Annotated in this window: 18 protein-coding genes and 1 tRNA gene; 14 read left to right on the plus strand and 5 right to left on the minus strand. The window is 64.2% G+C overall.

Going from position 1 to position 20,603, the window contains the following annotated elements:
* The first annotated feature begins 54 nt into the window (after positions 1–54).
* The 7 genes from AAG799_RS16080 (at position 55) to AAG799_RS16110 (ending at position 7,594) form a co-directional block, all read left to right on the plus strand.
* On the plus strand, positions 55–1,617 hold the full coding sequence (locus tag AAG799_RS16080; RefSeq protein ID WP_341897685.1) for a 2-isopropylmalate synthase: 1,563 nt from the start codon (positions 55–57) through the stop codon (positions 1,615–1,617).
* 105 nt (positions 1,618–1,722) lie between these two features.
* Complete coding sequence (locus tag AAG799_RS16085) at positions 1,723–2,766, plus strand: rod shape-determining protein (protein ID WP_144066920.1); 1,044 nt, start codon at positions 1,723–1,725, stop codon at positions 2,764–2,766.
* 38 nt (positions 2,767–2,804) lie between these two features.
* Positions 2,805–3,794: a rod shape-determining protein MreC gene (gene mreC / locus AAG799_RS16090; protein WP_341897686.1), complete on the plus strand. Its 990-nt coding sequence runs from the start codon at positions 2,805–2,807 to the stop codon at positions 3,792–3,794.
* 12 nt (positions 3,795–3,806) lie between these two features.
* Complete coding sequence (gene mreD / locus AAG799_RS16095; RefSeq protein WP_341897687.1) at positions 3,807–4,328, plus strand: rod shape-determining protein MreD; 522 nt, start codon at positions 3,807–3,809, stop codon at positions 4,326–4,328.
* 13 nt (positions 4,329–4,341) lie between these two features.
* Positions 4,342–6,252 carry a penicillin-binding protein 2 gene (gene mrdA, locus AAG799_RS16100; protein ID WP_341897688.1) on the plus strand — a complete coding sequence of 637 codons (1,911 nt, stop codon included), beginning with the start codon at positions 4,342–4,344 and terminating at the stop codon, positions 6,250–6,252.
* Between the two features lies 1 nt (position 6,253).
* Complete coding sequence (gene rodA, locus AAG799_RS16105; protein ID WP_341897689.1) at positions 6,254–7,396, plus strand: rod shape-determining protein RodA; 1,143 nt, start codon at positions 6,254–6,256, stop codon at positions 7,394–7,396.
* A gap of 122 nt (positions 7,397–7,518) precedes the next feature.
* Positions 7,519–7,594 (plus strand) — tRNA-Lys (locus AAG799_RS16110).
* Positions 7,595–7,907: 313 nt separating this feature from the next.
* On the opposite strand, the gene AAG799_RS16115 is transcribed toward AAG799_RS16110, so the two are convergent.
* On the minus strand, positions 7,908–8,798 hold the full coding sequence (locus tag AAG799_RS16115; RefSeq protein ID WP_341897690.1) for a response regulator: 891 nt from the start codon (positions 8,796–8,798) through the stop codon (positions 7,908–7,910).
* Positions 8,799–8,995: 197 nt separating this feature from the next.
* On the opposite strand from AAG799_RS16115, the gene AAG799_RS16120 reads away from it, so the two are divergent.
* A complete protein-coding gene (locus AAG799_RS16120) occupies positions 8,996–11,299 on the plus strand; it encodes an ATP-binding protein (RefSeq protein WP_341897691.1) in 2,304 nt (767 codons plus the stop codon).
* Between the two features lie 8 nt (positions 11,300–11,307).
* Here the strand turns inward: AAG799_RS16120 and AAG799_RS16125 are convergent, their stop codons facing one another.
* Genes AAG799_RS16125 through AAG799_RS16135 form a run of 3 tightly spaced genes read right to left on the minus strand, consistent with a single transcriptional unit; the run spans position 11,308 to position 13,549 of the window.
* Positions 11,308–11,886: an amino acid synthesis family protein gene (locus AAG799_RS16125; RefSeq protein ID WP_341897692.1), complete on the minus strand. Its 579-nt coding sequence runs from the start codon at positions 11,884–11,886 to the stop codon at positions 11,308–11,310.
* 22 nt (positions 11,887–11,908) lie between these two features.
* Positions 11,909–12,775, minus strand: a complete 867-nt coding sequence (locus AAG799_RS16130) for a fumarylacetoacetate hydrolase family protein (protein ID WP_341897693.1) — start codon at positions 12,773–12,775, stop codon at positions 11,909–11,911.
* Positions 12,776–12,814: 39 nt separating this feature from the next.
* Positions 12,815–13,549: an FCD domain-containing protein gene (locus tag AAG799_RS16135; RefSeq protein WP_341897694.1), complete on the minus strand. Its 735-nt coding sequence runs from the start codon at positions 13,547–13,549 to the stop codon at positions 12,815–12,817.
* A 137-nt stretch (positions 13,550–13,686) separates the two neighbouring features.
* On the opposite strand from AAG799_RS16135, the gene AAG799_RS16140 reads away from it, so the two are divergent.
* The 5 genes from AAG799_RS16140 (at position 13,687) to AAG799_RS16160 (ending at position 19,396) form a co-directional block, all read left to right on the plus strand.
* Positions 13,687–14,664, plus strand: a complete 978-nt coding sequence (locus AAG799_RS16140) for a tripartite tricarboxylate transporter substrate binding protein (protein WP_341897695.1) — start codon at positions 13,687–13,689, stop codon at positions 14,662–14,664.
* 4 nt (positions 14,665–14,668) lie between these two features.
* A complete protein-coding gene (locus AAG799_RS16145) occupies positions 14,669–15,661 on the plus strand; it encodes a zinc-dependent alcohol dehydrogenase family protein (RefSeq protein WP_341897696.1) in 993 nt (330 codons plus the stop codon).
* Between the two features lie 24 nt (positions 15,662–15,685).
* Positions 15,686–16,645 (plus strand): hypothetical protein, encoded by a 960-nt coding sequence (locus tag AAG799_RS16150; RefSeq protein ID WP_341897697.1) that lies wholly within the window; start codon positions 15,686–15,688, stop codon positions 16,643–16,645.
* 96 nt (positions 16,646–16,741) lie between these two features.
* Positions 16,742–18,544: an SLC13 family permease gene (locus tag AAG799_RS16155; RefSeq protein ID WP_341897698.1), complete on the plus strand. Its 1,803-nt coding sequence runs from the start codon at positions 16,742–16,744 to the stop codon at positions 18,542–18,544.
* A gap of 150 nt (positions 18,545–18,694) precedes the next feature.
* A complete protein-coding gene (locus tag AAG799_RS16160; RefSeq protein ID WP_341897699.1) occupies positions 18,695–19,396 on the plus strand; it encodes a hypothetical protein in 702 nt (233 codons plus the stop codon).
* Positions 19,397–19,399: 3 nt separating this feature from the next.
* On the opposite strand, the gene AAG799_RS16165 is transcribed toward AAG799_RS16160, so the two are convergent.
* Positions 19,400–19,927: a hypothetical protein gene (locus AAG799_RS16165; protein ID WP_341897700.1), complete on the minus strand. Its 528-nt coding sequence runs from the start codon at positions 19,925–19,927 to the stop codon at positions 19,400–19,402.
* A gap of 302 nt (positions 19,928–20,229) precedes the next feature.
* Here AAG799_RS16165 and AAG799_RS16170 point away from each other — a divergent pair.
* Positions 20,230–20,603, plus strand: a 374-nt coding sequence (locus AAG799_RS16170) for a CorA family divalent cation transporter (RefSeq protein WP_341897701.1), incomplete at its 3' end; no start/stop codon positions are given.

A 20,603-nucleotide genomic window follows, 5' to 3' on the forward strand; every position in this document is an offset into this window, starting at 1 on the left:
ATTCCGGCATTACCGCTTCGGTCGAGGCGACGGTGCCGGTGAGAGGGATTTAACATGACGACAGCGGCGAGCAGCAGCGCGCGCGAGCGCGTCATCATCTTCGACACCACCCTGCGCGACGGCGAGCAGTCGCCCGGCGCCTCGATGAACCTTGAGGAAAAACTGAAGATCGCCGCCGTGCTCGAAGGCATGGGCGTCGATGTGATCGAGGCCGGTTTCCCGATTGCATCGAACGGCGACTTCGAAGCAGTGAATGAAATCGCCAAGCGCGTCGTCAACTCCACCGTCTGCGGCCTCAGCCGTGCCGGCAAGAAAGACATCGACCGCGCCTGGGAAGCATTGCGTCCGGCCAAGCGCGCCCGCATCCACACTTTCATCTCCACCTCGCCGCTGCATATGAAGTTCAAGTTGCAGATGGAGCCCGAGGCCGTGCATCAGGCGGTGATCGACAGCGTCAGTCATGCGCGCAACCTGTGCGACGATGTGGAGTGGAGCTGCGAAGATGGTACGCGTTCGGATCGCGAGTTTCTCTGCCGCGTGATCGAAAGCGCGATCAAGGCTGGCGCCACCACGATCAACGTGCCCGATACGGTGGGTTACACCGTGCCGGAAGAATACACGGCGTTGATGCGCTATCTGATCGAAAACGTCCCGAACAGCGATAAAGCCAGGTTTTCCGCGCATTGCCACAACGATCTTGGCCTCGCGGTTGCCAATTCGCTCGCTGCCGTAATGGGTGGCGCGCGCCAGGTGGAATGCACCATCAACGGCCTCGGTGAGCGCGCGGGCAACGCGGCGCTGGAAGAGATCGTGATGGCGCTGCGCACGCGGCCTGACGCGATGCATTTCGAGACCGGTATCAAAACCACCGACATCATGAAGGCCTCGCGCCTGGTGTCCGCCGTCACCGGTTTCGTCGTGCAGCCGAACAAGGCCATCGTCGGCGCCAATGCCTTTGCGCATGAAAGCGGCATCCACCAGGACGGCATGCTGAAGCATGCCGGCACCTACGAGATCATGACGCCTGAATCGGTCGGCCTGAACCGCTCGACGCTGGTGATGGGCAAGCATTCCGGCCGCCATGCCTTCCGCAAGAAGCTGGAGGAGCTCGGCTTCAATCTGGCCGAGAACCAGCTGAACGATGCCTTCGGCCGCTTCAAGGATCTGGCCGACCGCAAGAAGGAGGTCTTCGACGAAGACCTCGTCGCGCTGGTCGACGATACCGTGGCGCATGACAGCCATCGCATCCGCTTCGTTTCCCTGCAGGTGATCGCCGGTTCGAAGGAGCCGCAGAGCGCCGAGCTGGAACTGGAAATCGACGGCGCGGTCAAATCGGTCAAGGCGACCGGCAACGGCCCGGTCGATTCGATTTTCAACGCGATCAAGGCCCTGTTCCCGCATACCGTCAATCTGCAGCTGTATCAGGTGCATGCCGTGACCCAGGGCACCGATGCTCAGGCCGAGGTGACGGTACGGCTGGAAGAGGGCGGCAAAACGGTCAACGGCCAGGCCTCCGATGCCGACACGCTGGTGGCGAGTTGCCGGGCTTATATTCACGCGCTCAACAAGCTGCTGGTGAAGCGGGAAAAGACCGCGCCGGCCGCCATGAGTGCGTAATTTTCATGGCCGGCGCAGACCGGAAAATATGGGGGCTGGGGGTTGCGCTGCTCCGGCATCCGAGGCGATAACGGCGCGAATTTACGCTGGTGAGGATTTTTCTCGATGTTTTCGCGTTTGATGGGTTTCATGTCGGCCGATATGGCCATCGACCTGGGCACGGCCAACACGCTGGTTTATGTCAAAGGTCGCGGCATTGTCCTGAACGAACCGTCGGTCGTCGCCATCGCCAATAACCGCGGCAAGAAGCAGGTTCTGGCCGTCGGCGACGAGGCCAAGCAGATGCTGGGCCGCACGCCGGGCAATATCGAGGCCATCCGCCCCCTGCGCGACGGCGTCATCGCCGATTTCGAAGTGGCGGAAGAGATGATCAAGCATTTCATCCGCAAGGTGCACAACCGCCGCAGCTTCGCTTCGCCGCAGGTGATCATCTGCGTGCCGTCGGGCTCCACCGCGGTCGAGCGCCGCGCCATCATGGATTCGGCTGAATCGGCCGGCTCGCGCCGCGTCTTCCTCATCGAGGAGCCGATGGCTGCCGCGATCGGTGCCGGCCTGCCGGTCACCGAGCCGACCGGCTCGATGGTGGTCGATATCGGCGGCGGCACCACCGAGGTGGCCGTGCTGTCGCTCGGCGGTATCGTCTATTCGCGCAGCGTGCGCGTCGGCGGCGACAAGATGGATGAAGCCATCATCGCCTATATCCGCCGCAACCATAACCTGCTGGTGGGCGAGGCCTCGGCCGAGCGCATCAAGAAGCAGATCGGCTCGGCCGCACCGCCGGAAGACGGCAACGGCCTGTCGATGGAGATCAAGGGCCGCGATCTGATGAACGGCGTGCCGAAGGAACTGGTGATCAACCAGCGCCAGATCGCCGAAAGCCTGGCCGAACCGGTGGGCGCCATCGTCGAGGCCGTGAAGGTCGCGCTGGAACACACCGCGCCGGAACTGGCCGCCGATATCGTCGACAAGGGCATCGTACTCACCGGCGGCGGCGCGCTGCTCGGCAATCTCGACCTGGTGCTGCGCCATGCCACCGGCCTGCCGGTGTCGATCGCCGACGAACCGCTTTCCTGCGTGGCGCTGGGCACCGGCCGTGCGCTGGAAGAAATGAAGACGCTGAAGCACGTGCTGTACAACCCGCCGTACTGAACGGCGGCCGACTGAACCAAAGGAGCTGACGGGGGCTCATGGCAAGACGGACCGGACGCAGTGCCTGGATAGCAGCGCCGATACGCGCGCTGCTGCAGCGTTTTGCGTTTCTGCTGCTGCTTGCCGCTGCCGCCGGCCTGATCCTGGTCAGCCGCATCGATCGCCCGGCGGTCGAACGCACGCGGGCGCTGGTTGCCGATGTGGTCGAACCGGTGCTCACGGCCGTGGCGCAACCGGTCGGCGTGGTCAACGCGGCGATCGGCTGGGTCGACGATATCCTGTTCGTGCATGAAGAAAACTTCCGCCTGCGCACCGAGAATGCGCGTCTGCTGCAGTGGCAGGAAGTGGCGCGCCGGCTGGAGCAGGACAATGCCAGCCTGCGCCGGCTGCTCGCCGCCGGCCCCGATCTCACCAACACCTTCGTCACCGGTCGTGTGATTGCCGATGGTGGCGGTTCGTTTGTGCGTACCGCGCTGCTCAACATCGGTGCCAAGGATGGCGTGCGCAAAGGCCAGGCGGTGATCGGCGAGGGCGGTTATGTCGGTCGCGTTACCGAGGTCGGCTATCGCGCTGCCCGCATCCTGCTGCTGACCGACCTGAATTCACGACTGCCGGTGATGCTGCAGGAGGGCGGCCATCGCGCCGTGCTGACCGGCGACAACTCGCCCTTCCCGCGGCTGGAATACCTAACCGGCGCGGCGAAGCCGGTGATCGGCATGCATGTGGTCACCTCGGGCGATGGCGGCCAGTTTCCTGCCGGGATTCCGGTTGCCGAGATCGTGTCCACCGATGGCGGCGTGCGCGTGCGGCCGCTGGTCGATCTCGGCCGGCTCGATTTCCTGCGCGTGATGCAGTTCGACGAGACCCGCATCGATGCGGAAGACCCGTCGGCCGCATTGCCGCCGCTGCTGCCACAGGCTCAGGCCCAAGCGCCGGCCCAAGCCCCGGCCCAAGCCCCGGCCCAAGCCCCGGCTCCGTCTTCGGCAACGCCACCGGCTTCCGCCCCGGCGCCGAAGCCAAGGCCCTGAGGAAGCCGCGGAATGTCCGCGCTGCTCCGCCAGACCAGTCGCCGCATCCGCGCCCTGCTGCCGATCTTCAGCAGCATCGCTCTGGTGATGTTCGGACTGCTGCCAATCGGCCTGCCGCATTTCGACAGCGTCGGCCCGGCCTTCGCCCTGATGGCGGTGTTTTACTGGAGCATCTTCCGCTCGGATCTGATGACCATGGCGGGCGCTTTCCTGATCGGGCTGCTGCTTGATCTGCTCTCGGCCGGTCCGCTTGGTCTGAATGCACTGGCGCTGGTGCTGGTGCATGAACTGGGCATGGCGCAGCGCAAGGTGTTTCTCGGCTCGTCCTTCCTGATGAACTGGGCGGCTTTTGCCCTGGTGCTCGGCGCCGTGCTGCCGGCCGGCTGGATGATCGTCTCGCTGCTGCACTGGCGGCTGCAGCCGACCGTACCGCTGGTGGCGCAGCTGCTGCTGTCGCTGACGCTTTATCCGGCCGTCTACTGGGCCCTGAGCAAGCTTGAGCGCCGCTGGCTGCGCACCTCGGTGGCCGTCTGATGGCGATGACCCCATGGCAATGAACCGGCGCGACAACGACCTGCAGCGGGTGTTCACCCGCCGCGCGCTGCTGCTGGGCACGGCGCAGCTTGGCCTGTTTGGCGCTCTGATCGGTCGGCTCTATTACCTGCAGGTGATGGAATCCGACAAATATACGCTGCTGGCCGAGGAAAACCGCATCAACATGCGGCTGCTGTCGCCGCGGCGCGGCCGCGTGCTCGACCGTTTCGGCACCGAACTGGCGTCAAACCGCCGCAACTACCGCGTCATGATCGTGGCCGAGCAGACCCGCAATGTCGATGCCACCCTGGAAGCCTTGTCGAAGCTGATCCAGGTTGACGATACCCAGCGCGCCCGCGTGAAACGCGAGATCGAGCGGCGCCGCAAATTCGTGCCCGTCGTGGTCGCCGAGAATCTGTCCTGGGACGACTTTGCCAAGGTCAACCTGCATTCGCCCGATCTGCCCGGCGTGCAGCTCGATGTCGGCGAGACCCGCGACTATCCCTATGCCGGCACCTTCAGTCATGTGGTGGGCTATGTCGGCGCAGTGTCGGAAACCGAAATCGGCGACGATCCGCTGCTCGAACTGCCGGGCTTCCGCATCGGCAAGAGCGGCGTCGAAAAGGTCTATGACGAACGGCTGCGCGGGCGCGCCGGCCACAGCCAGATCGAGGTCAACGCCTATGGCCGCGCCATCCGCGAGCTGGAGCGTCATAACGGCGTGCCGGGCGAGGATATCGTGCTGACCATCGATGCCGACCTGCAGCGTTTCGCGCAGGAGCGTTTCGGCGAGGAGAGCGGTGCCGGCGTGGTGATCGACATTCATACCGGTGACATCCTCGCGCTGGTATCCAATCCGGGCTACGACCCCAACTGGTTCAATGTCGGCATCACCGGGCCGCAATGGCGCCAGCTCAATGGCGACAAATACAAGCCGCTGATCAACAAGGCGATCCAGGGCCAGTATCCGCCAGGCTCGACCTTCAAGATGCTGGTCGGCCTGGCCGCGCTGGAGGCCGGCACGATGACGCCCGATACGCGCGTGTTCTGCCCCGGGCATATGGACTTCGGCAACAACACCTTCCATTGCTGGAAGAAGGGCGGCCACGGCACCATGAACATGGCCTCGGCCATCGAGGAAAGCTGCGACGTCTATTTCTACGAGGCGGCGCGGCGCACCGGCGTCGACAAGGTGGCCGAGATGGCCAAACGCCTTGGCCTGGGCGAATTCACCGGCATCGACCTCACCGGCGAACGGCGCGGCCTGATCCCGACCCGGGCCTGGAAGCAGGCGGTGCTGGGCCAGCCCTGGGCGCAGGGCGAGAATCTGGTGATCGGCATCGGCCAGGGCTATGTCACCTCCACGCCGCTGCAGCTGGCCGTGATGACGGCGCGGCTGGCCAATGGCGGCTATGCCGTGCAGCCGCGGATCGTGCGCAAGGATGATGCACTGGGCCCGACCACAGACCCGCGGCTGGCGGCGCAGCGCTGGCCGCATATCGGGCTGAAGCGCGAGCAGCTCGATCTGGCGCTGGAAGGCATGATCCGCGTGACCACGCCGCCGCGCGGCACGGCATCGGGCGCCCGCATCACGCTGGCGCAGTATGCCATGGCGGGCAAGACCGGCTCCAGCCAGGTGCGTCGTATCAGCCGGCTGGAGCGCGAGACCCGCGTGCGCAAGAACGAGGAAAAGCCCTGGGAGGAGCGCGATCACGCGCTGTTCGTCGCCTTTGCGCCGATCAGTGCGCCGCGCTATGCCTGTGCAGTGATTGTCGAGCATGGCGGTTCCGGCGCCAAGATGGCGGCGCCGATTGCCCGCGATATCATGCTGGAAGTGCAGAAACTCGATCCGTCGCGCAAGTCGCGCACGGCCCCGGGGCCGACCACGGCATCCGGCGCCGGCACGCCGAAGGACGGGGGCTGAGATGGCGCATTGGTCCAGCCGCGGCAACGACCAGTCGTTCGGCCGCAAGCTGCGCGACGTCAACTGGGGCCTGGTGCTGCTGATCAGCCTGATCGCCAGCATCGGCTTTTCGGCGCTGTATTCGGCGGCCGGTGGCGATATCGACCCCTGGGCCGATCGCCAGATGGCCCGCTTCGCCATCGGCCTGGTCATCATGGTGATGATCGCGGTCACCGACATCCGCATCTGGATGCGCTTCTCCTATATTGTCTACGCAGTCGGCGTGGTGCTGCTGATCGCGGTCGAACTGGTCGGCCGCATCGGCATGGGCGCGCAGCGCTGGCTCGATCTGGGCGTGGTGCATGTGCAGCCGTCGGAGATCATGAAGATCGCGCTGGTGCTGACGCTGGCACGCTATTTCCATGGCCTCTCCTACGAGGATGTCGGCCGCATCCGCTGGCTGGTGGTTCCGCTTGCCATCGTGCTGGTGCCGGTCGGCCTGGTCATCAAGCAGCCCGACCTGGGCACTGCCATGCTGCTGCTCGCCTCGTCCGGCGCGGTGTTCTTCTTTGCCGGCGTGCGGGCGTGGAAATTCCTGCTGGTGATCTTTGGCGGCGGCGCGGCCCTGCCGGTGGCGTGGAATTTCCTGCACGACTACCAGAAGCGCCGGGTGCTCACCTTCATGAACCCGGAGCAGGATCCGCTCGGCTCGGGTTACCACATCCTGCAATCCAAGATCGCGCTCGGCTCGGGCGGCTTTTCCGGCAAGGGCTTCATGCAGGGCACGCAAAGCCATCTGAGCTTCCTGCCCGAGAAGCAGACCGACTTCATCTTCACCATGTATGCCGAGGAGCACGGCCTGATCGGCGCGCTGGTGCTGATCGCGCTGTATATCCTGCTGATCGCCTATGGCTATGCCATCGCGCTGAGGGCGCGCAGCCAGTTCGCGCGCCTGCTGGCGGGCGGCCTAACCACCATGCTGTTCCTCTATGTCTTCATCAACATCGCCATGGTGTCGGGCCTGGTACCGGTGGTGGGCGTGCCGCTGCCGCTGGTGTCCTATGGCGGCACGGCGATGATGACGCTGCTGGTCGGCCTCGGCCTGCTGATCAACTGCTATGTGCACCGCGATGTGGAAATCCCGCGCCATATGAGCGGGCTCTGAAGCCTGTTTCCGGGCGAATCGCGGCGATTTAAGCCTTTGAGCGGCCGTAGGAATTTCCTTGGGTTGAAGCGCTTGCAATTCCGGCGAATCCGGGTATTTTCCCCCAGCTTTCGACGACCCGTGGGCGCATAGCTCAGTTGGTAGAGCAGCTGACTCTTAATCAGCGGGTCCCAGGTTCGAGCCCTGGTGCGCCCACCATTTTTCCACTGTCGCGAAAGCACTTGCCGTTTCCGATAAAAGTCCAATGACCGCCCGGCAAGGGCTGCGCTAGCATGGATTTGCCGTTCAGATTGCCCTGCCCGGCGGTGCAGGCACGGAGGGCATGGGCATGACACCAGATGTCATTGCGTCTTACGCCACCATCATCCTGTTATTCCCGATGGCCTATTTCATGCGGGCCGCACCGGCTTTCCTGCTGGTGAAACTGGAATCCCCATTGTCGCGCAATTGCTGCGCGGCCTGTTCAGCGCCTATTTCCAAATGGTGGTCTTGCCGGTGATTGGCGGCGGTCTCACGCCGCCGCGAAGCCGCGCAGCCGGTCGATGATGCGCTGGCCGATCTGGCCGCCATCGCCAGTGATGCGGTTGCGTGACACCGTATCCAGGGCAGAGGCGTAGCCTGCCACCAGCGCAAGGTCGCGCTCGCCCGGCGCTGTGCGGGCCCTCAGGAAGCGGCAGAGCTCGTCGGCAATCTCGGTCACCAGCGGATAGCCGAAGGTGCTGCCCTGGCCTTTCAGGTTATGCGCCAGCTGGAAAATCCGTTCGAAGCAGGCGCGAGCTTCGGAAGGATGGCTGCTGGCGCTGCGCAGTTCGGCGGCAATCATGGTGCCCGCTTCACACAGGAAGCGTTCGAAGTCGCTGCGCAGGCGGTCGAGGGTGCCGCTGGCATCGGCCAGCTGCTGTTGGGTCGTGGTGGTGTCATCGCCGTTGGCGGCGCGACGGTCGGGCCCGTCATAGGCGCGCTGGCCGCGCCGACGGTCCGGTCCACGATAGCTGTCGGTATTGACGAATTCGCGCACATTCAACAGGGCGGTACGCAGCTTGGCCTCGATCTGCACCGGCGAGAAGGGCTTGAGCATGAAGTCGGTGATGCCGGCATCGCGCGCCGCCTTGACCCGCCACTCTTCACCATAGGCCGTCATCATGATGATCGGAATCCGGCTGATGCGCTCGTGATCGGCGCGGCGCACACTGTCGGCCAGCTCCATGCCGGTCTCGCCGATCATCTCCCAGTCGGTGAAAATCAGATCGACGGTGTTGCCGTGCAAAGCCTTGAGTCCATCCTCGACGCAGGCGCAGGCAATCACCTCGCGCACGCCAAGATCGCGCAGCAGCATGCGGAGCAGGCGGCGTGTGCCGTCATTGTCATCGACGATGAGGATGGTGGCGTCGTTGATTTTCATTCTTGCAGATCCGGATTTGACGTGCAGCGAAGTGTTGGCTGCACTCTATGGACGGGCCATGACCGCGACAAATTTATTTGCGTTGAGAAGGGTGCTCGTTATCGAAAATTAACGCGGTCCGTCGCGCTTTCTGTCGCATAGTGCAGCCTGACGCGTTCAACGCTGATCGTCCGGCATCGCACCGGGATACTGCCATCATGGTTCTGTTCAATCGTTTTCGCATTCGTCTGTCTGCGGCCGTTCTCGCGTTCGGCATCCTGTTCACGCTCGGCCAGATCGCCGGCGTGGCGTTGCTGCTGGGCTATGGCCGTTTCGAAACCATCGAGAATGCGCGCCACGAACTGGAAGGCCGCTCGGCGCTGATGGCGGCGCATACGCGGCAAATTCTTACCGCGGCAAATATCGTCCTGGAATCCGTGGCGGAAGATGCGCGGCGGGCGAATGCCCAGACGCCGGAGCAGTTCCGCGCCCTGCTGGCCGGGCGTGACAGTTTCGACCGCTTGGTGCAGCGCGCCCAGGTGGTGCCGCAGGTCGATGTTGCCACCATTGTTGCACTGAATGGCGATGTGCTGAATTTCACCCGCAGTTATCCGCCGCCGCCGATCAATCTGTCCGACCGTGACTATTTCAAGGCGCATTTCGATGGCTCCGGACTGGCGCTCTATGTCTCGGTACCGGTGAAGAACCGCGGTACCGGCAGTTGGACCTTCTATCTCAGCAAGGCGATCCGCGCGCCGCAGGGCGAAATCATCGGCATGGTGCTGACAGGCATCGAAAGCCGCTTTTTCGTCGATGTGTTCCAGGCCCTGGCCGCCGAGGAGGCCGGCGTCGCCGTATCACTGTTCCGCGAGGATGGCGTGCTGCTGTCGCGTTCGCCCTGGCGCGAGGATGCCGTGGCGCAATCCTTCGCCAATCAGGCCGCCTTCCGCATCCTCGGCTCTGCGCCGAAGGCGCATGCGGCCGTGACCGGCGATTACCGCTTGGCCGAGCCCGGCTCATCGGTCGAGCGCATCGTCGCGCCCAGCCGCGTCGAGGGCTTTCCGTTGGTGATCAACATGACGCTGCCGATCGGCCCGCTGCTGGCCGAATGGTGGCGGCATTCGCTCACCCTGCTATGGGTGATGGTGCCGGCAATCCTGCTGTTCCTGCTGCTGACCGTGCTGGCGGCCCGGCTGTTCCGGCAGCGCGAGGAGATGATCGTCGCCCTGACCGAAGCGCGGGAGCGGGCCGAAGTCGCGTCGCGGGCGAAATCCTCCTTCCTCGCCAATATGAGCCACGAGATCCGTACGCCGCTCAATGGTATCCTCGGCATGCTCGATCTGGTGCGCCAGCACGATCTCGCCCCAGATGTCAGCCGCTTCGTCGGCAATGCCGATCTTTCGGCGCGGCACCTGCTCACCGTGGTCAACGATATCCTCGACCTCTCCAAGCTGGAGGCCGAGATGATGACGGTGGAGCCGATGAATTTCTCGGTGAGCGATCTGGTGAACCAGGTGATGTCACTGATGAAGGTGCAGGCTGATGCCAATGGCGATGTTCTGGAATGCCGGATCGCCGATACCGTACCGGAATATCTATGTGCCGATGAGGCGCGGTTGCGCCAGATCCTGCTCAACCTGGTTTCCAATGCGGTGAAGTTCACGCGCAAAGGGACCGTTCGCATTGCCGTCACCGCCGAGCCGCGCACTGTCGAGGCCGAGGGCAAGGCGGCGGAGTGGATGCTGCGTGTCGAGGTCTCTGATACCGGGATCGGTATTTCCGAAGCTGCACGCGCCGCCCTGTTCCAGGATTTCACCCAAGCCGACAATTCGATCTCGCGTCGTTTCGGCGGCACCGGGCTCGGCTTGTCGATCTGTCGTCGCCTGGTGCGCTTGCTCGGGGGTGACATCGGCTTCGACAGTGAGGAGGGCCGTGGCGCCCGCTTCTGGCTGACGGTGCCTTGCCTTGCCGGCGAGGCGGTGGAAGCAGCGCTCAGCCAGATGGAAACCCAGGCGGCCGCGGAGCATCGAGCGCTCCGCATCCTGGTGGCCGAAGACAATCCGATCAATCAGGAACTGATCACCCATATGCTGAAATGGGCCGGGCATCATTGCGACATTGCCGGCAACGGCATCGAGGCCCTCGCGGCCCTGGACCGTGAACCCTACGATCTGGTGCTGATGGACATCCACATGCCGGAAATGGATGGCGTCACGGCGATGCAGCAGATCCGCGCCATGCCACCACCGCTGTCGCAGATTCCCATCATCGTGCTGACGGCCAATGCCATGCAGGGCGACCGCGAGAAATATCTGGCGGCCGGGGCTGATGGCTATATTTCCAAGCCGATCGAGGCGACGGCGCTGTTCAGGGCCATCGCCCGCGTCATGGGGGAACGGCAGGATGACGCGGAGCTCCCTGTCACTGTGCCAGCTACGCCGGAGCAACCGATGTCGTCCAAGGCAGAAGAGGACATGAACAGCCTGCTAGCGCAGCTCGACCGCCTGGCCGATCCACGCTAGCGCGGGATTCAGCGCAACCCGTCCTCGCCCTTGATCTCGGTTGCCGCCAGGCCGCCCAGCCGGGCATGCGGGCGGCCGCCGGTTGCCATCGCCAGCGCATAGACGATCTCATCAGCCCGCGGCGCATCGTCGATGCTGAGCCCGATGGTGTTGAAATGCGAGCGCACATAGGCCGCATTCACATGGCCCAGCGGCATCATCAGCCGCGCGCCCACTGCGCCGATCATCTTGCCGGCCGGCACGATCGCCTTGGTATCGCCCAGCACCTGACGCATCCCCCAGCCACCCGATGGGTGCCACATGGCGCCATGCTCCATCTCGCCATCGGCGCCGACAATGGCGCCCTTGCCATAGGCCTCGACCTCGGCCGGCTTGGCATCCAGCGCCTTGAGCAGGCGGCGGGCCACCTCGCGGCCCAGCTCGTTCAGCGCCTCCATGCCGGGCATGAGGTCGGCCTCGTAACGGCCGGCATATGGATTGTTCACCACAACGGCAGCCGTGCCGATGCGCAGGGGCGAGGCGAGGGCAGGGCCGCGTTCGTGCAGCACTTCCTCGACGGAGGTGACATATTTACGGACGGTCCACATGGCGGGACGCCTTTCTGTGCGATCAGGCTTCGTTGACGACCGGGTTGCGCAGCAGGCCGATCTTTTCGATCTCCACCTCCACCACATCGCCATGTTTCATGAAATGCGGCGGCTTGCGACTCCAGCCCACGCCGGCCGGGGTACCGGTGACGATCACATCGCCGGGCACCAGATCAAAGATGGTGGAGCAATAGTTGATGATGGTGGGAATCTTGAAGATCAGGTTGCTGGTATTCGACGACTGTTCGGTCTTGCCGTTCAGCCGCAGCTCCAGCTTCAGGTTCTCCGGCTCGGGGATTTCATCCGCCGTCACCATCCAGGGGCCGAAGGCGCCGGTGCCCTGGAAATTCTTGCCTGCCGCGATCTGCTTGGCATGGAACTGCCATTCGCGGATGCTGGCATCGTTGTAGCAGGCATAGCCGGCGATATGTTTGTACGCGTCTTCCTTCGCGATATGGCGGCCGGCCGTGCCGATGATCAGCGCCATCTCGCCTTCCCAGTCGAGCTGCTCCGACACCTTGGGGCGGATGATCGGCTGGCCATGCGCCACCTGCGAACGCCAGACGCGCAGGAAGATCGGCGGGAATTCCGACAGCTCGCGATGCATGCCGGCGGCCAGCACCTCCTGGTGATGGTCCATGTAGTTGCGCACCATGCAGACGATCTTTTCCGGGCGCGGGATCACCGGCAGCAGCGTCACCTCATTCAGCGCCAGATCGGCCTTCAGGCCGGCGACGATCTTATCGCGAGCGGCGAAATCGGCACTGCCGATGAAGTCGGCCAGTGTCGCATGCTTGCCGGCGAAATGCTGGCCGAGGTCGACAATCCGGTCGCCTTGTACGGCGCCATAGGATTCGCGACCCTTGGTAGTGAAGGATGCCAGCTTCATACGTTTTCTCCCTGATGAACGCTCGGACTGATATTGAAATTATTCTGCAGGTTCAGCTTCGGCCTGCTGCGCCTTCATGGCATTGGCAATGTTTTGCGCCGTATTTTGCACATGCTCGCGCAGGCGTTCGGCGGCCAGAGCCGGATCGCGCGACAGCACGGCATCCATCAGCCGCTTATGCTCGCCGCTTTTGTTATGGGCGCGTTTGCGCATGGACGCAGACAGACGGCGATAGCGCTCGGCCTGATCGAACAGACTGGCGCACATATTGGCCAGCCGCTTCGAACGGCCACCGGACAACAGCGCCATGTGGAAATCGCGGTGGCGCCGGCTCCATTCCTCGTTCAGCGGCACCTGCTCCTCATAGATGCGCTTTTCCTCGCGCTCCAGCCGGTAGAAGGCGGCGACGATGCGCGCCTCCCAGTCGTCACCGCCCTCGGTGATCGAAGCTTCGACCGCTTCGCGCTCCAGCACGATACGCAGGCCTACCAGATCATGCAGATCATCCAGCGAGATCGGTGCGACGCGGAAACCGCGATTGCCTTCCGCCGTCACCAGGTTTTCGGCGGTCAGACGATTCAGCGCTTCGCGCAGCGGACTGCTGGAGATCCCGTATTCCCTTTGCAGCAGGTCGATCTTCAGCTTTTCGCCGGGAAGCAATGCGCCGCGCAGGATGGCCTGGCGCAGCAGGGCATGGGCCTTTTCCACCAGGGTGGCTTCGGCCCCCGCAGATGGGACTTCCGGACGGGCGGTGAGGGCGCTGGCAGTATCCATGGTGGAATCTGTTTTGTGCATTGTTGTAGACATTATGCATAAAATTAGTCTTAATGCAAATACTACAAGGGTGCCCGCGGAGCGAAATCGTATGCTCCGGAGCGGTAATCCGCAGAAAACGTCTAGGGAGAATCACCATGCGCAGAATCGCAGCGCTCGCCGGAGCCGTCTTCAGTGTCTCAGTCCTTGCCAGCCCGCTGGCCGTGGCCGCCGACTATCCCACCCGCCCGATCACCCTGGTGCATGGCTTTGCCGCCGGCGGTACCGCGGATGTGATTTCCCGCCTGGTCGCCCAGCCGCTGAGCGAGATTCTCAAGCAGCCGGTGATCGTGGAGCAGCGTCCGGGTGCCGGTGGCAACAACGCCTCGCGCTCGGTCGCCAATGCCGCACCCGATGGCTACACCATCGGCCTGCCCACCGGCGGCCATGCCGTCTCGGCCGGCCTGTACAAGAACCTGCCGTTCCATCCGGTCGACAGCTTCGAGATGATTTCCACCGTGGTCTATTACGCCTTCGCCGTGGCGGTGAAGCCGGATTTCCCCGCCAATGACATGAAGGGCCTGCTGGCCTATGCCAAAGCCAATCCGGGCAAGCTGGACTACGGCTCGGCCGGTATCGGCTCGACCCATCACCTGACCGGTGAACTGCTCGGCTCGGTGGCCGGCATCCAGTGGAACCATGTGCCCTATCGTGGCGAGGCGGCGGCCTTCACCGGCCTGCTCAGCGGCGACCTGCCGATCATCATCGCAACGACAGTGACGGTGCAGCCGCAGCTGGCCGCGGGCAAGCTGAAGGCACTGGCGGTCAGCTCGCCGACGCGCTTCCGCGGCATGCCCAATGTGCCGACCGTCGCCGAAAGCGCGCTGCCGGGCTTTGACGTGCGTACCTGGGCCGGGCTCTTCGCCCCCAAGGGCACGCCGAAGGAGATCATCGCGCAGCTCAATGCCGCCGTGCAGCAGGCGCTGGCCCGCCCCGAGGTAAAGTCCAAGATCGAAGAGATCGTCGGCGGCGACGTGCAGGGCAGCACGCCCGAAGCGATGCGGACCATGGTGGCATCGGAAGCGGCGCGCTGGACCGATGTGATCAAGAAGGCAAATATCCCGCAGCAGGAATGATGGTGTGCAGACAGTCCTGATTCACAAGACCGGCGGGCCCGAGGTTCTCGAGCCCGCCGATGTTGCCATGCCGGTGCCCGGCCCCGGCGAGGTTCTGGTGCATGCCGCAGCCATCGGTGTCGGCTGGCCCGATGTACTGATCCGCACCGGCGTCTACAAATGGATGCCGCCGCTGCCAACCAGCCCGGGCAGCGACATGAGCGGTCGGATTGCCGCCCTCGGCGCCGGGGTCGACACATGGACGGTCGGCCAGAAAGTGCTGATCACTGCGCGCGAGCTGAAGCAGCGCGGCGGCTGCTACACCGAAGCCCTGGTGGTGCCGGCGACAGCGCCCTTTCCGCTGCCCGAGGCTGTCGATCTCGATGCGGCGGCCTGCCTGCCGAATTACCAGGTGGCCTGGGCGATGCTGCGCGATGTGCTGCAGGGCCGTAAACTGCGCAGCGTGTTCATTGCCGGAGCCGCCGGCGGTGTCGGCTCGGCTGCCGTGCAGCTGGCGCGCCATCTCGACCTCACCGTGATCGGCAGCGTCAGTTCGGCGGCGAAGGAACGCTTTGCCCGCGAGCAGGGCGCCGATCATCTGATCGACTACAGGCGGGAGAACCTGCTGACCCGCGTACTGGAGCTGACCGATGGCCGCGGCGTCGATCTGGTGCTCGACCATATTGGCGGTCCGGGGCTGAATGACTGCCTGAAGATGCTGGCGCCGTCTGGCACGCTGGTGTCCTACAATGCCATCGCCGGCCTGCCCTCGAGCGATATTTTCGGCGAGATGCGGGCGCTGCTGTCCAGGAGCCTGACGCTGCGCTGCTTCTCCATGCATGTGCTGGATGCCGATCCCTCCCTGCGCCGCCAGATCATGACCGAGGTGATTGACCTGCTCGCCAGGGGCGCGATCCGGCCGGTGGTCAGCGCGCGCCTGCCGCTGGCGCAGGCCGCCGATGCCCACCGCATGATCGAGCGCGGCGATGCGCTCGGAAAAATCCTGCTTGTACCCTAACTTTCGCGTTCAGTGAGGACTGCCATGGTCGAACCGATCATCCGCATCAAGGACATTGCCTGGATCCGCCTGCGTTCGCCCGATCTCGACCTGCAGGAGGAGTATCTCACCACTTTCGGCCTGCACCGGGTCGAACGCACCGCAACGGCGCTGTACATGCGCGGCACCGATCCGGTGCATCACATCCATATCACCGAGAAGGGCGATCCGGCCGTGCTGCGCATCGGCTTCTGGGCGAATTCTCTGGATGATCTGCACAAGCTGTCGAAGGAAGGCGCCGGCGCCTCGGCGGTGGAATCGCTGGACGAACCCGGCGGCGGCAAGCGGGTGCGGATCAAGGAGCATAATGGCATGGAGCTGGAGGTGGTATGGGGCGTCGAAGGCGCCGCGCCGCTGCCGGTCGAAACCCATACCCTGAATGCCGGCTACGACAAGCTGGCCCGACCGGGCGCGTTGCTGCGCGTCGGTCACCGGCCCTCGCAGGTCAAGCGCATTGGCCATGCCGTGATCAGCACGCCCGAGATCGAGAAATCGGTGGCCTGGGCCCAGCGGCATCTCGGCATCGTCGCCTCCGACGAGGTGCATGCCGAAGATGATCCCGCCATGCTGCTGGCCAGCTTCAACCGCGTCGATGCCGGCGAGGCCTATGTCGATCACCATGTAATGATGTTCGGCCGTCATGCCAGTGTCGGCCTCAACCATATTTCCTTCGAGGTGCAGGATATCGACGATCTCGCCACCGGCCATGACACCCTGATGCGGAAATACCCCGACCTGCATCTCTGGGGGCTCGGCCGGCATACGCTGGGCGCGCAGATCTTCGATTACTGGCGCGATCCCTGGGGCCGCGTGCATGAGCACTGGACCGATACCGATGTGCTGAACAGCAGCCATGAATATCGCCGGCATCCGAAGAGCACCGGCCTGCATTCGCAATGGGGACCGCAGGCGCCGCAGGCCTTCCGCGATGCGGCAAGCCGCTAACGCCAAGGCCTGATTTCCCGCGGTATCCCGCCGCCCCGGCTGGAACCAAGGCCAAGCTGCGCCGTTTCATGGGCTCACACCAGCCGGGGTAGCCCTTTGACACTTCCGCAAGCTCTGTCCTTCGGCCTGATCGCCGGCATCGTCGCGTTGTTTATCTGGAACCGCTTCCGTTTCGATCTGGTCGCCCTGTTCGGCCTGCTGGTCGCGGTCGCCATCGGCGTTGTGCCGGTGGAGAAGGCCTTCGACGGCTTCAGCGACCAGGTGGTGGTCATCGTTGCCTCCGCGCTGGTGATCAGCGCCGGCGTCGGCAAGTCCACCGTGATCGGCCGGCTGGTACGCAAGGCGGAACCGTTCCTGACTTCAACCACGCGGCAGGTGGCGGCACTCACCTTTGCCACCATGGTGCTGTCGGCCTTCATGAAAAATATCGGCGCACTGGCCATCCTGCTGCCGATTGCTATCCAGATGGCGCGGCGCAGCAAAACCTCGGTGTCGATGCTGCTGATGCCGATGGCCTTTGGTTCGCTGATCGGTGGTCTGGTCACGCTGATCGGCACCTCGCCGAATATCCTGGTCGCCCGCGTGCGCGCCGAACTGACCGGCGCGCCCTTCGAGATGTTCGACTTCGCACCGGTCGGCATCGGCATTGCCGTCTGCGGCTTCCTGTTCCTGACCGTGGGCTGGCGCCTGCTGCCGCGCAACCGCACGCCGCCGGCCTCGGCGGAGCAGGCCTTCGAGACCGACCCCTATCTGACTGAAGTGCGCATCGGTGAGAAGTCTACCCTGCTGGAGAAGACCGTCGCCGACCTGGAGGCGCTCGGCGAGGGCGATGTCGAAGTGGTGGCGATCATCCGCGAGAACAAGCGCCGCTCTACGCCGGCCTGGCACTGGCAGTTGTTTGCCAACGACATCCTGGTGCTGCGCAGCGATCCGCATGCGCTGAACAAACTGATCGAAGAGGCAAAACTTGATTTGCATGCGGCCAAGAAGGCCGCGGCCGAGGCCGAGGCTGAAGCGGGCCGCAGCGCGCCGCCAAAGGATGTGGCGGTGGTCGAAGCCGTGGTGACCGGCGAATCGTCGCTGATCGGCGCCTCGGCCCGCAGCCTGCGCCTGCGCGAGCATGAGGGCCTCAGCCTGCTGGCAATCAGCCGTTCGGGCGAGCCGATCAACAAGCGGCTGAGCCAGATCCGCTTCCAGACTGGGGATGTTCTGGTGCTGCAGGGGCCGAGCGAAACCCTCGCGGACTCCTTGCGCAATCTCGCCTGCCTGCCGCTGCTCGACCGCGCCATCGGCCTTGGCCGCAAGCGCCAGGAATACCTGCCGCTGGCCCTGCTGGCGCTGGCCATGATCGTGGTGGCGCTCAAGCTGGTGCCGGTGACGGTGGCGTTTTTCGGCGCCGCCGTGCTGATGGTGGCGCTCGGCGTGCTGACGCTGAAGGAAGCCTATGAGGCCGTCGATGTGCCGATCATCGTTCTGCTCGCCTGCCTGATTCCGGTCAGCGATGCGATCAGCAGCACCGGTGGCGCCGAACTGATTGCCGGCGGCCTGGCGGTGGCGGCCGGAGCCCTGCCGCCGGTCGGCGCGATCACCCTGGTGATGGGCACGGCCATGCTGCTGACGCCCTTCCTCAACAATGCCGCCACCGTGCTGATCATGGGGCCGATCGGCGCCAGCCTGGCGCAGAAGCTCGGCCTCAATCCCGACCCCTTCCTGATGGCGGTGGCCTTGGGCGCGGCCTGCGATTTCCTCACGCCCATCGGGCATCAGTGCAACACGCTGGTGATGGGGCCGGGCGGGTATCGCTTCGGCGACTATTCCCGCCTCGGCCTGCCGCTTTCGGGTCTGGTGCTGCTGGTCGGCACGCTGCTGGTCCCGCTGGTCTGGCCGCTAAAGCCTTAATTGCATCTGTGTACGTTGTAATGCGGCCTGCCGTCCGCGGCGGCCTGTCCCGGATTTTTTAACCAGGCCGGATGTAAGCCTGAAGCGCGCTGGCCAGCTGATTCGCCAGGGGCGCGGCGCGATCCTCATCGAACAGAAGGAAGCGCTGCCATGTCAGCCACATCCGTGGATTCCTATATCCAGACCATCATCGCCGCACTGGAACAGGGCGGTTTCAGCATTTTCCTCGAACCCGATATGGGCGACTGGGTTCGTTTCATCGCTGCTGCGCCGAAGAATGCCGGTGTCAATCCCACCTTCGATCCGCGCCATCATGCCTTGTCGCCCGCCGACGGATCCTACTGGCTGCGGGTGATGCATGACGACCGGCCGGCGGCCTGTATTGCCTTCCGCCGTTTCTCTGCTCCCGATGGCTGGATTGCGCTGCTGGAGTCCAATCGCATCTGGTCGGAATATCTCACGCCGCTGGCACCGCCGCGCATCGTGCATCCGCATGCACAGAATTACCGCGGCGAGATCGGCCATCACGGTGGCCTCTGGGTGCATCCCGATCATCGCGGCCGCCACCTGCCATATTACCTGACGCATCTGGTGCGCGCCCGTTCGGTTGCCAGCTTTGCCGTCGACCATCATTGCGGCATCGTTTTCGAGGGCCTGAAGCAGTCTGGCCTGCCGGTGCGGACGGATGGCTACGAATACGAGCGCGTCGACCCCTCGCTGGAAGGCTTCCTACAACCGGTGGGGCGCACCAGCCGCATGTTCACCACGCATATCTCGCGCGCCGGTATGCTGGGGCAGATTGCGGCCGGCGTTCAGGTCTTCGGTACCGAGAAGGTCCGCAGGGCAGCCTGAAGATCAGTGCAGGTCAGACAGGCGACGCAGATGCAGGATCGGTTCGACCAGGGTGACGATGGCGGCCACCGCGCCATTCGGTTCTGCCGGGAAGGGAAACATCGCGCGGTGATAGACGCGTTCGGTCATTGAGACGGTAAAGAAGCAGGGCTCCGCGCGCTGCTTCACCAGGGGATAGGTGTGCATGGCGACGAGCAGGGCGAGCGGCGAGGAGATGTCCCGCATTCTTTGGCCCTCGCAACGCTCGCCGTCCATGGCGAAGCTATGCGGGATATAGCTCAGCATCATGAAGTCGTTGGGGTCGCTGTCCACGCAATCGACCATATGCGCCGGATCGGGGTCGAACAGCGTGCGGCAGTTGTTCAGGAAGCGCGTCGCGCCCTGACGCGACCGCTCGCTCTGTTGAAACAGCGACAGCGCCATGCCGGTTTTCGGGTTGGTGCGCGCCACATGGCGGATTTCATTGGCATAGATTTCCACCGCCGCATTCGGGCTGGCAGAGAGCACCAGTTTCTGGCTCGGAGTCAGCATGGTGCCGCCGCAGTCTGGCCGGGGCTGGCCTGTCGGCGGTGGTGTGACGTTCGCGGCATGATGCGCGTGGGTTGCATGACCGTAACTTGTCTGCATCGGCGGCTGGCCGCAATCCGCAGCCCCCTTAAAAGCCGGTAAGGTATTCATTTGGCTATGTCTTCTTGGACCCCCGCAGTCTGAATAGTCCGGCAATCCGCATTCCCGCGGAATCCTGGTTTCCCGGTGGTTTGCTGCGCCGCCGGGGCGTGCCCCGGCCTGTCATGCGCGCTAGCATGACGCCGGAGCGTTTGTGGAGGGTATCGATGAAAGGCGTGATCGCCTGTGCGGCTTACGGTGAAGGCAGGCGCCTGGCCGATGTGCCTTTCGAGGCCTGTGGAACGGCGGTGCCGCCTGAGGCCGATTTCATCTGGATCGGTCTGCATGAACCGGAACCGCGTGCGCTGCAAATCCTGCAGCAGCAATTTGGTCTGCATCCGCTGGCGGTGGAGGATGCCGAGCGCGCGCATCAGCGACCCAAGCTGGATATATATGGCGACAGTCTGTTCGTTGTGCTGCGCACAGTGCGGCTGGTCGAGGGCGCGCCGGAATACGGTGAGACACATATCTTTGTCGGCAAGGGGTATGTGATTTCGGTCCGGCATGGCGCGTCGTCTTCCTATGCCGAAGTCCGCAGCCG

Origin of the sequence: Ferrovibrio terrae (assembly GCF_943371255.1) — a bacterium.
Classification (GTDB): Bacteria; Pseudomonadota; Alphaproteobacteria; order Ferrovibrionales; family Ferrovibrionaceae; genus Ferrovibrio; species Ferrovibrio terrae_B.